Source organism: Acidobacteriota bacterium, from assembly GCA_020349885.1.
Taxonomy (GTDB): Bacteria; Acidobacteriota.
Genome location: CP070701.1, coordinates 1,326,240 through 1,339,633 on the forward strand (window position 1 = coordinate 1,326,240; position 13,394 = coordinate 1,339,633).

14 protein-coding genes are annotated in these 13,394 nt (G+C 60.6%); 8 read left to right on the forward strand and 6 right to left on the reverse strand.

What is annotated here, in order from left to right; all coding sequences use genetic code 11:
• Positions 1-172 precede the first annotated feature (172 nt).
• Together JSV08_05765 and ccsA are read right to left on the reverse strand one after the other, a co-directional pair.
• Positions 173-292 carry a CcmD family protein gene (locus JSV08_05765; protein UCF80030.1) on the reverse strand — a complete coding sequence of 40 codons (120 nt, stop codon included), beginning with the start codon at positions 290-292 and terminating at the stop codon, positions 173-175.
• 42 nt (positions 293-334) lie between these two features.
• Positions 335-1,045 (reverse strand): cytochrome c biogenesis protein CcsA, encoded by a 711-nt coding sequence (ccsA, locus tag JSV08_05770; protein ID UCF80031.1) that lies wholly within the window; start codon positions 1,043-1,045, stop codon positions 335-337.
• A 157-nt stretch (positions 1,046-1,202) separates the two neighbouring features.
• Here ccsA and JSV08_05775 point away from each other — a divergent pair, with 157 nt between their 5' ends.
• From JSV08_05775 to JSV08_05790, 4 genes are all read left to right on the forward strand, one after another.
• Complete coding sequence (locus tag JSV08_05775; protein ID UCF80032.1) at positions 1,203-2,807, forward strand: hydroxylamine oxidase; 1,605 nt, start codon at positions 1,203-1,205, stop codon at positions 2,805-2,807.
• Between the two features lie 120 nt (positions 2,808-2,927).
• On the forward strand, positions 2,928-3,407 hold the full coding sequence (locus JSV08_05780) for a hypothetical protein (GenBank protein UCF80033.1): 480 nt from the start codon (positions 2,928-2,930) through the stop codon (positions 3,405-3,407).
• Positions 3,408-3,587: 180 nt separating this feature from the next.
• On the forward strand, positions 3,588-4,685 hold the full coding sequence (locus tag JSV08_05785; protein ID UCF81843.1) for a WD40 repeat domain-containing protein: 1,098 nt from the start codon (positions 3,588-3,590) through the stop codon (positions 4,683-4,685).
• 4 nt (positions 4,686-4,689) lie between these two features.
• Complete coding sequence (locus JSV08_05790) at positions 4,690-5,403, forward strand: hypothetical protein (GenBank protein ID UCF80034.1); 714 nt, start codon at positions 4,690-4,692, stop codon at positions 5,401-5,403.
• 161 nt (positions 5,404-5,564) lie between these two features.
• On the opposite strand, the gene JSV08_05795 is transcribed toward JSV08_05790, so the two are convergent.
• Positions 5,565-5,990 (reverse strand): hypothetical protein, encoded by a 426-nt coding sequence (locus JSV08_05795; GenBank protein ID UCF80035.1) that lies wholly within the window; start codon positions 5,988-5,990, stop codon positions 5,565-5,567.
• Positions 5,991-6,113: 123 nt separating this feature from the next.
• A complete protein-coding gene (locus JSV08_05800) occupies positions 6,114-6,632 on the reverse strand; it encodes a hypothetical protein (protein ID UCF80036.1) in 519 nt (172 codons plus the stop codon).
• Between the two features lie 201 nt (positions 6,633-6,833).
• Here JSV08_05800 and JSV08_05805 point away from each other — a divergent pair, with 201 nt between their 5' ends.
• Positions 6,834-7,397, forward strand: coding sequence for a class I SAM-dependent methyltransferase (locus tag JSV08_05805; GenBank protein ID UCF80037.1), 564 nt, complete (start codon positions 6,834-6,836; stop codon positions 7,395-7,397).
• Between the two features lie 61 nt (positions 7,398-7,458).
• Here the strand turns inward: JSV08_05805 and JSV08_05810 are convergent, their stop codons facing one another.
• A complete protein-coding gene (locus JSV08_05810) occupies positions 7,459-8,907 on the reverse strand; it encodes a pentapeptide repeat-containing protein (GenBank protein ID UCF80038.1) in 1,449 nt (482 codons plus the stop codon).
• A 43-nt stretch (positions 8,908-8,950) separates the two neighbouring features.
• Positions 8,951-11,005: a molybdopterin-dependent oxidoreductase gene (locus JSV08_05815; GenBank protein UCF81844.1), complete on the reverse strand. Its 2,055-nt coding sequence runs from the start codon at positions 11,003-11,005 to the stop codon at positions 8,951-8,953.
• 381 nt (positions 11,006-11,386) lie between these two features.
• On the opposite strand from JSV08_05815, the gene JSV08_05820 reads away from it, so the two are divergent.
• Genes JSV08_05820 through JSV08_05830 form a run of 3 tightly spaced genes read left to right on the forward strand, consistent with a single transcriptional unit; the run spans position 11,387 to position 13,357 of the window.
• Positions 11,387-11,635 (forward strand): hypothetical protein, encoded by a 249-nt coding sequence (locus tag JSV08_05820; protein UCF80039.1) that lies wholly within the window; start codon positions 11,387-11,389, stop codon positions 11,633-11,635.
• Positions 11,628-12,443: an arsenite methyltransferase gene (gene arsM, locus JSV08_05825; GenBank protein UCF80040.1), complete on the forward strand. Its 816-nt coding sequence runs from the start codon at positions 11,628-11,630 to the stop codon at positions 12,441-12,443. The genes JSV08_05820 and arsM overlap by 8 nt, the downstream gene beginning before the upstream one ends.
• On the forward strand, positions 12,440-13,357 hold the full coding sequence (locus JSV08_05830; protein ID UCF80041.1) for a metalloregulator ArsR/SmtB family transcription factor: 918 nt from the start codon (positions 12,440-12,442) through the stop codon (positions 13,355-13,357). Before arsM ends, JSV08_05830 begins: the two co-directional genes overlap by 4 nt.
• The last annotated feature ends 37 nt before the right edge of the window (positions 13,358-13,394 follow it).

A 13,394-nucleotide genomic window follows, 5' to 3' on the forward strand; every position in this document is an offset into this window, starting at 1 on the left:
AGTAATCTCTTCATTGACTTGGCCTCCGAGCAATTTAAGTATACGCCGTTTGGAGCGAAAAATCAAGTTAATCTTTCGTCTCCCCGGCCATTTTCAGCGGATACGCCCGGTCTCGCAGCGCGCCCGCCGCGCGGGGCTACGCCCGCCTCGGCTCAATGACGGCCTGAGGCTTTTAGCCGGCTTCGAGGTCGGCGATCCGGCGGGCGAGCGAGCGCTGCCGGCACTCCAGCCGGATGAGGTAGAGCGCGAGGAGGCCCCACGCCACGCCGTAGGCAAAAAAGAGATAGTTCATATTTCTTTTTCTTTTTTTCTTTCTTTAGGCTGTTCCGCCGTCCTATTTTTGCTCCGCCAGGGCGGAGAGCGCCCCGGCGCGGCGCTCGAGGCACTCGGCCCGCGCGCGCAATAACCACAGGAACACGAAAAACACCAGAAACACCACCGAGCCTAGCAGCAGCGTCTGCACCATCTCCGGCGCCAGTCCCCCTCCGCCGCTCGATCGCAACACTTTCGGGTGCTGGGTCTCGATGAAGTTCACGCACATGTACACCACCGGCACATCAAGGAAGCCCACGATGGCGTAGACCGCCGCCAGGGCCGCCTGCCGCTCCTGCCCCGCGAACGCGCTCCGGAGCATCAGGTAGCCCACGTAGATGAACCACAGGATGAGCGTCGTCGTAAGCCGCACGTCCCACGTCCACCACACGCCCCACGCCGCGCGTCCCCACGCCGAGCCCGTCAGGAGCACCACCGTCGTGAACGCCACGCCCACCTCGGCGGCCGAGACGGCGAGGGCGTCGAAGACCGGTCTGCGCTTCACGAGGTAGAGCACGCTCGCGCAGGCCGCGAGAAAGAAGCCCAGGAAGGCGCACCAGGCGGAGGGAAGGTGTATGTAGAAAATCTTCTGGATGACGCCCATCTTGAGCTCGAGGGGCGTGAGCGCGATGACCCAGCCGAGGAACACGAAGCCGACCGCCGACACGATTCCCGCGGCGCGCAGCGCGCGGCTCGTCCACGGGGCGAAAAGGAAGCAGGCGTCTTTGTTCATACCAAGGAGCTGCCGGTTTTTTTCGATTGCAAGGGGTGGAATCGAAATTCGTTGAAAAAATTTGCGTGCGTTAAGACGACAATATAGCATGGATAGCCCTGATCTTAAAGTCAATCTTTCGAGCAATGAACCGTTTCCGCAACGCAGGAGGTGCGACATGAACAGCATGGAACTTAAGGTCAACCCTTCGAGCATGGGCCATTTCCGGAGCCTCGGAGACGTGGCGGGAGTCTCTGTCCTTCTCATCGCAGGCGTCATTGCGGCGGGGGCGCCGCATGCCGAAGAGGCGGCGGCACCTCCCCTGAGCGAGGAGACCGAGGCCTGCATTGTGTGCCATGAGGCGGTGTCGCCGGGCATCGTGGAGGACTGGCGCCGGAGCCACCACGCTGGCACCACGCCCTCGGAGGCGCTCGCCGTGCCCGCGCTCGAGCGGCACGTCTCCGCCGAGTCCGTCCCGCCGCATCTCGCCGGGGTGGCAGTGGGCTGCTACGAGTGCCACAGCCTGAACCCGGAGGCGCACGCCGACAACTTCGACCACTTCGATTACCGAATCAACGTCGTCGTCTCCCCGCCCGACTGCGCCACGTGCCACCCGGAGGAGACGAAGGAGTACGCCAGGAGCAAGAAGGCGCACGCCGTGGGGAACCTTGAGAAGAACCCCATATACTCCCTGCTCGTTGCGACGAACATCGGGGTCAAGGAGGTGCGGGACGGGGAATTTCTTGCGCACGCGCCCTCGCAGGCGGCGAAGATGGACGCGTGCTTCGGCTGCCACGGCACCCACGTCGAGGTGGAGGGGACGCGCGAGGTCGAGACCGACCTCGGCACCATAGAGGTTCCCGCCCTCACGAACTGGCCCAGCCAGGGCGTCGGGCGCCTCAACCCCGACGGCTCGATGGGCGCCTGCACGGCGTGCCACCCGCGCCACGGGTTCTCCATCGCGACGGCGCGGAAGCCCGCCACCTGCGGGCAGTGCCACCTCGAGCCCGACGTTCCCGCCCTCAACGTCTACAAGGAGAGCAAGCACGGCAACATGTATTCTTCCGAGGGCGGCAAGTGGAACTGGGACGCCGTGCCGTGGAAGGTGGGGACGGACTTCAAGGCCCCGTCGTGCGCCGCGTGCCACGTGAGCCTTCTCACCGGCCCCGACGGCAAGGACGTCGTAGCGCCGCAGACCCACGACTTCGGGGCGAGGCTTTGGGTGCGCGTCTTCGGCCTTCCCTACTCGCATCCCCAGCCCAGGCACGGCGACACGTCCGTCATCCGAAACGCGGACGATCTGCCGCTTCCCACGACGTTCGCGGGAGTGCCCGCCTCGGAGGAATTCCTTCTGACCGAAGAGGAGCAGGCGGCCCGAAAGGCGGTCATGCAGGGCGTCTGCAAGTCCTGCCACAGCACCCAGTGGACGGAGGGGCATTTCGCCAAGATGGACCGGACCGTCGAGGATACCGACCGGATGACGCTTGCGGCCACGAAGCTCCTTCAGGAGGCCTGGGCGCGCGGCCTCGCGGACCCGGAGAATCCCTTCGACGAAAACATCGAGGTGCTCTGGGTGAAGCAGTGGGTTTTCTACGCGAGCTCCACGCGCTACGCCTCGGCCATGTCGGGGCCCGACTACGCGGCGTTCAAGAACGGCTGGTTCGAGCTTACGCACAACCTCCAGCGCATGAAGGATTTCCTCAAGTTCGCCCCTGCGGAGGAACCAGAACCCGAGCCCGAGAAAAAGGGCAAGGGGAAGAAAGGCGGGCGAAAGAAGAGGTAGGCGGGGCTTGTCTGCTCGGCCATGGTAGAATGGGAAACGCCATGGTTTTCAACACCTGCCTATCGACCTGCGCCCGCATACTCCTCAAGATGGGGGCTGAAAAGGACAAAGGTAAGTAGGATGAAGAAGGAAAAGCGCAGATTAGCTTTGAAGTGTACGCTTTTGGTGGTTATTCAAGCGGGTGTCAATCTCTGCTACTTATGGTGGAAATTCGGCATGCCCTTTCGCTACTCCACATGTCCTTTCCCTATTTCACTTCCCTACTCCACTCGGATGCTTGTCGACGACGCGATCTTCCTGTTACTGGGTTCAACTTTTTGCATCGCCGGTTTCGCACTCCTGAGCCTCGTCAAGCGCGAAACCTTGGGTGCCGTCTTGGGCATGACTGTCTTTCTCGCCATTCAGTACCGCGCCATCCTTGGCGATCACTTTGGTTTAGACGATGGTTTTAACGTTGTTCTCTATCCATCCCTTGTAGCAATTCTCGGCTCCGGCTACGCTATCGGCAGATGGTGGAAAAAGAGGGGGATTCTCGGAGCCCTGCTGGCGGTAGTTTTTTTCGTGACAATATTTTATGTCTACGACATCTTCGTAGACTAGCGTAAGGAGTCCGTCGCCCCCGCCCTACCGCCCAAAGCGGCGCTGGAGGGAGTGGAGGAAGAGGACGATGAGGGCAAGACTCAAGGGAAGAACAGAAGACAAAGGAGTAGAACAGGATAGCTGGGCACGTTAAAATAAAGGGGATGTTCACTAATTCGTGGTGGAGTAGTACATTGCATTATGGGCGGTGAGTTGAAGGGCAAAGCCGGCAGGGAGCTCAAGATTCTCCTTCCGCTGCTTGTAGTGCTAGTGGTTGCGGTGATCTTCATCGCCCAGAGGGCGGTTCGATTCTTCCAAGGAGAGAAAGGTATTGGTTACCCGCTGGAATTGCACGCGGTGCTCGAACACGAAAGCAACGTTTTTGGAATCTCCTTTTCTCCAGATGGCAGATACATTGCAAGCGCCACCGGCGATGACAAGATTTCGATCTGGGACTGGAAGAACGGGCGTTTGGTCCAGCAGATGGATGACCCCGAATACGGCTCAACGTACGTTTACTTCTCGCCTGATGGAAAAATGCTCGCTTCGAGAGGCAACTACCGATACGTGAGATTCTGGGACGTGGAGAGCGGTGATCTTATTAGGACGCTGGAGCCTTACATGGCGGGAGATACTAATGTGAAAGAATGTGACTGCCCCGCCGCTGACATCGCCTTTTCATCCGATTGGACGCAGATGGCGTACGCGACTGGCAATAATCCAATCTCGCTCTGGGATCTCGCAACAGACGAAGTGATAAAGACGTTTCCAACCCACCCTAAGGGAAGCAACTCTATCGCCCTTTCTCCGGATGGTAAACTGCTCGCCACAGTAGAATGGAGAAGCATCAGTATATGGGACATTGAAACTGAAGAGATCGTCGATACCGTAAGAGTGAGCCCCACGCAATCTGCATTCCTTGTTCGATTTTCACCCGATGGAAACACCATAATCACGGAACATCAAGGTGAGTACCAACTATGGGACGTGAAAGGATTGAAACGTTTGATGCGTACAAATGATAATTGGTGTAGTGGTTCGAACCAATCATTGTCCATGAGCGGTGAGATGTTGGCAGTCACAGATCTGCGCGACATTCATTTTTGGGATACAAGGAGCGGGGAGCTTTTGTATTCCATAGAAAACGCTCATTGGAAGATGCCGCGGATGTTTAGGTTTGGTGAAAACACGGAAATATGGTCCGTAGCTTTTTCACCTGATGGCAAATACCTCGCCTCGGGCGGCTGGGATGAGACGGTCAAGATCTGGAGGATGCCGGAAGAGAATCGAGGAGGCTGAAGCCATGTCGCAAGATCGCCCCGACCGCTTTGAAGATTCCGAATCCCGTACCGGGGCCGGCGGCGAGCCCGTTCGTGCCCTGGAGAGAGGAATGACGATGCAATCGAGAGTATCGTTTCGGGGCGGGGCGAGAATCGGATGGGTCAGTGCGACGTTTCCGTTCGCTCAGCTCTTCGCCGATCGTAAGAAACTAACGATTCGAGTCATGTTCTTGGGGAAATACGAGTTCACGCCAGAGCAGGTGGTCTCGATAGAGACCTACACGGTCATTCCGTTCTTAGGCTGGGGCGTACGCGTGCGTCACAACGTCGAGACCTATCCCAAGGAAATAATATTTTGGTGTTTTGGCATTCCTTCCTCCGTGGTCCGGAGGATCCGGGAGACGGGTTTTACGGGTCAGGGCGAGCCGTCCGAGGCAATGGAGAAGCGAAAGTGGTATTCCTTTCCGGTTCGTTGGCAGGCAATCGTCGTTGCCGTTGTGCTTTGGAATGCGTTGCTGTTAACCGATATTAGCTCGACGGGGGAGCCAGGAATGGGGTTCATGCTCGCGCTCATGATTTTGTTCCTCACTTCGGTGCTTCTGCCGCGGTCGGAGTTCTTGCAGGAGTTCGTCATTCGTCCGGACCGGAGCATCGATGAGATCAAGCCCGCCCTCGGCCTGCTGCAGCTCATTTCCGGCCTGATGCTTGTGTTCCTCATCGCTTCCAAAGTCGTTTGACAGATAGACAGAGGCGCTGCTGAGTCCGTTGGAAGGGAATAACGCCTCAGGCGGGGTCAACCGCCCCCGTCCTACCGCCGGAAGCGGCGCTCGAGGGCGTGGAGGAAGAGGGCGATGAGGGAGGGAAGGGCAGCGGCGTGGAGGTAGGCGAGAAGCGAACTCTACAGAATGCTTTGTGCAAATGAAGCAATCTTGAAAATCAAGATAATGAGCGCTGTATAAATAGCCGCGGTCACTATTCGCCTGCGGAAGAACCACTTACCGATTGCATAGCCAGCGAATGGAATGGGAATTGCCGCCACGACTATTGCTGGGATCATTGTCTCAAAGTGGAGTGTTGCTATGCCTGTGGATACTAGGATTCCTGCAATCCCGCCAGGGGAAAGTTTCTGGAACAGCGAGTGGGAGATGTACGAGCCGTAGATACAATACGAAATACCTACTATGTAATAGCGCAGCAAACTCGCAAGCCACAACATCGAAAGATCAAAAAAGAAGAACCACGAAAAGAAAAACAACCCGACGAGCATTTGGATCCCCAACAATACAAGTAGCGTCCTCGCTATTTTCTTCTTATCGCTGTCCATCTTCATCATTATATTCGGCCTACCGCTCAAAGCGGCGCTCGATCCACCAGTCTTTGCCGTTGTTGAATACGGCCATTTCGAGTTATCTCTCTTGATGCATAATTGCTAACCAAGGCGGGACATTTAATTCCAAATAACACTCCAATACCAGCGGTGGAATAACCAGAGCCCCAGTACATAAAGACCAGAGAAGGACAGGGTAATCGCCGCTATCGAAGCAGGCTTGTTCGCAATCTTCCTCGCAAAGGCATGGCCTGTGATTACAATGGCTGCAATGCACGTGAGCAACCAGGTGACTACAGAGGGAGCAAGATCGCTCTTCCCGAGAGTTATGGTTACTACATAGAAGGCGAGAAGACCGAGCAATCCTCCTATGCGGAAATGACCGGACAGTCGGTTGCCGACGGCAAGACCTGCGAGGCAGAATGGGATTCCGAGGAAAAACAGAATAGTAAACTCATCTCCCACCAAGAAGAACAGAATAGAAAGCTCATTCCCTACCAACGACAGCCAAAGAAACTCGCAGAGGTCTTCCTGACAAAGAATAGCAAGCTTATACCCCGCCAACGACAGCTGAAGTAGAAGATGTGCTAGCACCAATGTTGCCGCCGTCCAAAGGAACCTGCGCTTCTCCTTGTCCATCTTCATCATTATACTCGACTCCCCGTGTTCGTTTTCTTTTTCATGAGCCACGCAAGTATATCACTCTGAGAGAAGCACCTCATGGGGCGCAACGCCCCCCCTACCGGCGGAAGCGGCGCTCCTTTGATACGAGCGGTGCGCCGACGTAGAATGCTTCATGAAAGACGCCAAGAGAAACTAGGATGGAAGGAGAAAGATAAGATGAGTGATGCAAATAAGCGTGTATACCCGGCTGAAAGGGCCGGCAGTCTCGATAATAGAATTCGAAGATGGCTGCAGAACCCTCGGAAGATATTGAGGCCGTATATAGAAGAAGGGATGACGGTTCTCGACGTCGGGTGTGGTCCGGGTTTCTTCTCTATCGACATGGCTCGAATGGTTGGCGAATCCGGTCGGGTTATCGCTTCCGATTTACAGGAAGGGATGCTTCAACAACTGAGAGACAAAATAAGAGGAACGGAGCTTGAGGAAAGAATCACGCTGCATAAGTGCGAGGCGGACAGAATAGGCGTGTCGGAGCATGTTGATTTTGTTCTGCTGTTCTACATGGTGCACGAAGTCCCAGATGCAAAGGCCCTCTTTGGTGAGATGAGCGCAGTGCTTAAGCCCGGCGGGCGAATTCTCGTCGTCGAGCCGCCGTTTCATGTTTCGAAATCGGCGTTCAAGGAAACTATCGAGAAAGCCAGAGACATCGGATTTGTGGATGCGGAAGGGCCGAAGGTGCTCTTCAGCAAGACGGCGATACTGAAAAAGGCGAAGAAGTAGGGGGTATCTGCTTGGGCGGGCTTGTCCGCCCGCCGGAAGGGAATAATCCCTTAGGAAGAGCCTACCTCCTGAAGCGGCGCTCGAGGGCGTGGAGGAGGAGGGCGATGAGGGAGGGAAGGGCCGCGGCGTGGAGGTAGGCGAGAAGCGGGAATGTGAAGGAGCGGGAGGAGAGTTGATTCACCAGCCCGCGGTAGTCCGGCACGCCGCCCACGAGAACTAGAAGAACGAGCCACGCGAGCGGGCGCAGCCAGCTCTCGCCGTAGTCGGAAAGAATCCCGTAGCACTTGTAGGCGATGAACTTCACGCACGCCGAGACGAGCTCGGGAAGGATCCACGGGCGCCCCCGCTGGGGCTCGTGCCAGTGATACCGCAAAGAATCCTCCTCCATTCGCATCGCGCCCGTGTGGAAGTCGCCCGCGACGCGGTATTCGCGCGCCGCTTCGTAGTTCTCCGTAAGCTGCCGGTAGGCGCGGGCGACGGGGGCGGGCTCGCTTTCCTCCCGGTGCTCTTCGTCGAATATGGCGTGCCTGCGGCCGGGAAGGCTCGCCCAGCGCACGTCCCGGAACGAGATCTTTTCAAGACCGGAAGCGTCGCCCACGAGGGCACGGGAAAAATTCACCTTGTGGAAGAGCACCGTCTCCGGCTTGTCGAAGCGCGCGCCGCGGAAATTCGCGCTTCCCTCGAAGACGCGTCCGCCGCTCTCGTCCCTGTCCGCTCCCTCGAAGAGGGCGCTTCCCAGGAACGCGGCGCTGGAAAAGCTCGCCTCGTCTCCGAACGCGGCGTGAAGGAAGCTCGCCCCGTCTCCGAACGCGGCGCCCGAAAAGCGCGCCATTTTTCCGAACCCGGCGCGGGTAAAGTCCGCCCCGCCCCCGAACGCGGCGCCGGAGAATCTCGCCTCGCTTCCGAACCCTGCGCCCGCGAAGACCGTCCCGTCTCCGAACGAGGCGCGGATGAAGCTCGCGTCGTCTCCGAACGCGGCGTCCTCGAAGCGCGCCCCGTTTCCGAACGCGGTGAACTTGAAGACCGCCTTGTTTCCGAACCTGGCGCCGGCGAAGCGCGCCCCGTCTCCGAACCTGACGCGGAGAAAGACCGCGTCGTCTCCGAACCCGGCGCCGGAAAAGTCCGCCCCGTCTCCGAACGCGGCGTGGAAGAAGCCCGCCTTGTCCCCTAACGCGGCGTGGAGAAAACTCGCCCCGTTTCCGAACCTGGCGTGGGTGAAGTCCACGCGCTTCCGGAAATTTTTCCCGCCTCCCGGTGACGCGCCCGCGAAGGCCGAGAAGCCGTCGGGAAACACGTAGCCCCGGAAATCGTGGAAGCCGGTGCTCTCGTCGCTTTCCTCCCGCTCGGTTTTGAGGAGAACGGCTTTTTCAAACTCCTCCCTCGTCTTCTCCTCGCGCGGGGCGTGGAAGATGCAGAAGGCGCCGTCCCTCCATGGCGCTTCCCGGCATTCGTAGTTGTACTCGAAGCGGTACGCCTGCTTTCTCGTCGGCTTCCACCGGCACGTCGCCATACAGGGGAATCATAGCGAAGGCGCCGCCGGGGGCGCAACAGCGTCACCCGGTCGCGGGCGTAACGGTGACCTCGATTCCGTGGACCGCGGTGCTCTCGCCCATGTCAGTCTTGTTTCCGGGATTGAGAAAATTCACGTTGGCCCGGCCCGGCTCTCGCTTTGGCCAGCGCCCCTTGTGTGCAAGCGCCACGCCCGGCAGGGTCTCTTCGGAGAATCTCACCCGCAGCACGAGCTCGCCGGTCTCGTTGGTCAATTTGACCTCATCGTGCTCCTTCAGGCCGAGGGCGGCCGCGTCGTCCGGGTGGAGGGCCACTTCGGCGAGGCCCAATTTTTCGGAAACTTTCGCGTCGTTGGCGAAGGAGGCGTTCATCAGCCAATCGGACGCGGGCGACAGCAACCGCAGGCGGGGCGCGGGAGGCCGGGGGTCGGCAATCGGCTGGGGCACCCTCGGATGCCCGTCGGCCTCGGCTTGGGCGCTTGCGATCTCGATCCGCCCGCTCGGCGTCTCGAATCGGAGGTCGGCGAACTGGGGGACCGGCTCGGGGTCGAGGAAGACCGTCCCGGCCCGCTTCAGCGCCTCGAAGCCGCCCCGGAACGACGCGTCGCTCAGCAGGTGCTCGATGATGGACTCGTCGCTCTCGTAGAGCTCGGGCTCCTCGAAACCCATCGCCCGGGCGAGACGTCGGAATATTTCCTGGTTGGGAAGAGATTCCCCCATGGGCTCCTGGGCCTTGACCTGGGGAGCAATGGTGAAATTAAAGTAGGAGGCCACCAGGTCGTCGAACTCGAGAAAACCGGCCGCGGGCAGCACGATGTCCGCGAAGTCGGCGGTGTCCGTCTGGAACAGGTCGCAGACCACGGTGAACAGGTCTTCGCGGCGGAGCGCGCGCCGCAGCCGCCCCTGCTCCGGATTCGAAGCGGCGGGGTTGATGTTCCAACAGATAAAGGCCTGTATCCCGGAAGAATCCTCCAGGCGCCGGGCCAGGTCCATATGGCTGAAGCTTTGCCCTTCGCCCTTGCGAAGGTGCGGGGCCTCCACGTAGTCGTCGTCGAAGTCCCTCACCGCGCCGACGGAGTTCAGATAGAGGAGACCGGAGCCCGGCTTGCCGAAGTTGCCGGTTGCGGCCGGCAGCATGGCGCAGGCGCGAAAGGCGTTGCCGCCGCGCGGCTGGCGCTGCATTCCCTGGCCCAGCCACAGGAGGGACGGCCCGGAGCCGTACGTCCGCGCCGCCTCCTCGATTTTGGCCGCGGGCACCCGGGTCACGGCCTCCCCCCAGGCCGGGGTGCAGCCGTCGAGGGCGGGCTCTATCTCCTCCCATCCGACGACGTGCCCGGCGATGAAGTCCCGGTCGATCATCCCGTCCCGCCGCAGCACGTGGAGCAGGGCGAAGGCGAGGGCGGCGTCGCTGCCCGGGAAGAGCTGCAGATGGAGGTCGGCCGACCGCGCCGTGGGGTGGCGCACGGGATCGATGACGATCTTCTTGCCGGGCGCCTCGGGCAGCCAGTGCTTGTGCGCGTGGGGCGCCGAGTGGGACGGGTTGGCACCCCAGACCATGATGCACTCGGCGTCCTTGGCGGTTCGCGGGTCGAAGCCGGCCAGGGAGTCCCCGAGCGTATAGTCGAGCGCCACCTGGCCCGCCATGTTGCATATGGTGTCGGGCTCGACCTCGACCGCGCCCAGCCGGTTGAAGAAGCGGAGCGGGAAAGCATTGGCAATCAGAGATAACGTTCCCGTGTAATGGGCGGTGGCGACGGCCTCCGGCCCGCTGCTTGCCGCAATCTCCCTGAGCCGCGAGGCGGTTGTCCCGATTGCCTCGTCCCACGAGATAGGCTGGAACCGGCCGTCTCCCTTGGGCCCGGCCCGCTTGAGCGGAGTCTTGAGGCGCGCGTTCGCGTCCCGGACGACGCCGTTGTAGGCGAGGGCGCACTTGCCGCAGAGCGCGCCGCGGTTGACCGGGTTGTCCGGGTCGCCGCGCACCGAGATGATAGCGCCGTTTCGCTTAATCACGGCGATCCCGCAGGCGTCGTAGCAGTCCCTCGGGCAGGTCGTGAGGATAATCTCGTCGCCCGCCGTCACAGCGCTCTCTCGACGTTGCATCATCGTCCGTGTGTTCTCACAATTTCAGCACCCGGCATAGAACCCTTTTCCGGCTTGCTCGTGCAAGCGAGTTCCCGAATTGTAGCATACGGGCGAGACCGCCGCCGGGCCGGCCCGCCGCCCTCCTTTCCGCCGGAGGATGGGCAAGGCCCAACAATGGTCGTCAGGGCTAGCCGAAGGGGCACGATTTCCAGCAGATAGGGGGTAGGGCAGGGCGGTTGGGCTAATTTCGGCTGATTCTGTACATAGTTAGGAGTCGTTAGGGGCGAGGAAATTTTTTGTATTTTTTCTCTTGACAAATGGGAATTTAGGGCCTATACTTGCATGTTGACGCAAACGAGCAAACGATAAGAAACGAAACAAAACGAAGGGAAAACGAACATGGCCAAAACGAAGAAAGAAACCAAGAAAGCGGCGAAAGCCGAAGAAACCAGAGACGCGCAGAGCTGCTGCTCCGCGATGTTCGACAAGATGGCGGCATGCCTAGGTGGGAATATTTTCTCATCGCAGGGCGAGTCACAGGAAGGCTTCCCCTGCAAGGACATTTTCTGGATGATGAGGCAGAAGATGAAGTCGTGCTTCGGCGGCGCCGAGCCGCGTGCGGCGAAAGGAGGTTCCTCCAATGCGTGACACAGAGCGAGTCAGAAAGAACGTATCCGAGACTTACGCCAGAGCCGTGACTTCCCCCTCGGGCGGCCACTGCCGCGCCAACGCGGACCCGGGCAGCGCTGCCGCCCGGATCGGCTACGGGAGGGAAGACCTCGAGTCGCTTCCTTCCGACGCCGTGGAGCACGCGTTCGGGTGCGGCAACCCGACGGCCTTCAGCGACGTCGGGGAGGGCGACGTTGTGCTCGACCTCGGCTCGGGCGCGGGCATCGACCTGCTGGTCGCAGCGAAGAAGGTCGGCCCGACGGGCAGGGTGATCGGCGTGGACATGACGGACGAGATGATCGAGAAGGCCCGCGAGAACGTCGCAGCGGCCGGGTTGAGCGACGTCGTCGAGGTCCGCAAGGGCACGATCGAGGACCTTCCCGTCGAGACGTCCTCGGTCGACTGGGTGATTTCGAACTGCGTAATCAACCTCTCGCCGGAAAAGGAAAAAGTCTTTGCCGAGATCGCCCGCGTGCTCAAGTCGGGCGGCCGGATGCTCGTCTCTGACATCGTAGCGGAGGGCCTGCCGGACCGGGTGCGCGCCGACCGGGCGCTTCATGATTCATGCGTCGGCGGCGCGATCAGCGAGGCGGAGTATCTCGCCGGACTCCGCGACGCGGGGCTGGTGGACGTTGATGTGAGGGCGCGGCGGCAGTACGGGGTCGAGGAGATCCGGGCCCTCATCAAGTCCGTGGCCGGCGACTGGGAAGTGAGCCCGCTGGCGGCGGACTCTCCTTTGCCGAAAGTCTGGAGCATCAATGTTTACGCGAGGAGGCCGAAGCCATGAGCGAGCGCGAACTTTCTCAATCTCCCGACCCGCGCTGCAGCAACGTGAGCGCCTGCCTCAACCACCGGTTCTTCAAGGCGCTCTGCGACCCGAACCGCGGGGCGATCCTCGCGCAGCTCGCCGAGTGCTGCGGGCCGCGCACAGTGAGCGATATCGCGAAACGACATCCGATAGACGTCTCCGTGGTCTCGCGGCATCTCGCGATCCTTAGAGACGCGGGGATTCTCGAAGCGGAAAAGCAGGGGAAAGAGGTCCGCTATTCCGTGCGGTTCCACGACCTCGCCGTGACCCTTCGCACGATGGCGGGCGAGATCGAGGCCTGCTGCGGAGACCCGAAGGCCGAAGGCGGGGAAACGACGGTCACGAGCGGTAAGCGGGCCGGCTCCCTGACGGAGAAGGAAACGGAGCTTTTCGCGATCGGCGCTTCCGTGGCCTCCGGGTGCAAGCCCTGCACGAACTACCACGTCCGGAAAGGACGTGAGGCGGGTGCTTCGGACGAGGAGATCGGGCGGGCCGTCCGTATCGCGAAAGGCGTGCGGGATAAAGCGGGCGCGAGGATGGAGAATCACGGGCTGAACCTTATCGGGGCTGGCCGCGAGGCCGACCGGCGGGCCGACGCTCAGGCGGCGTCCCGCACCGAAGCGATGGTCGCGCTGGCCGCGGCCTTCGCCGTGAACTGCACGACGAGCGTCGAGGAGCACATCGGCGCAGCGCGCTCCGCCGGCGTCACGGACGAGGACATCGATTCCGTTCTCCGGATGGCGGGCTTCATACGGGGCAAGGCGATATCCCACGTCGAGCGAATCGCGGAACGGGTAAGGAAGGGCGTAGCCCCCGGGGAAAGCGCGGCGGAAACCACCGGGTGCGGGTGTTCATCGGAAAAACCGGATGCGGAATCGGGAGGCGCGTCATGAGCCGGTTCGAGACCTTGTTCGGCTGGAGGTCGCGTAC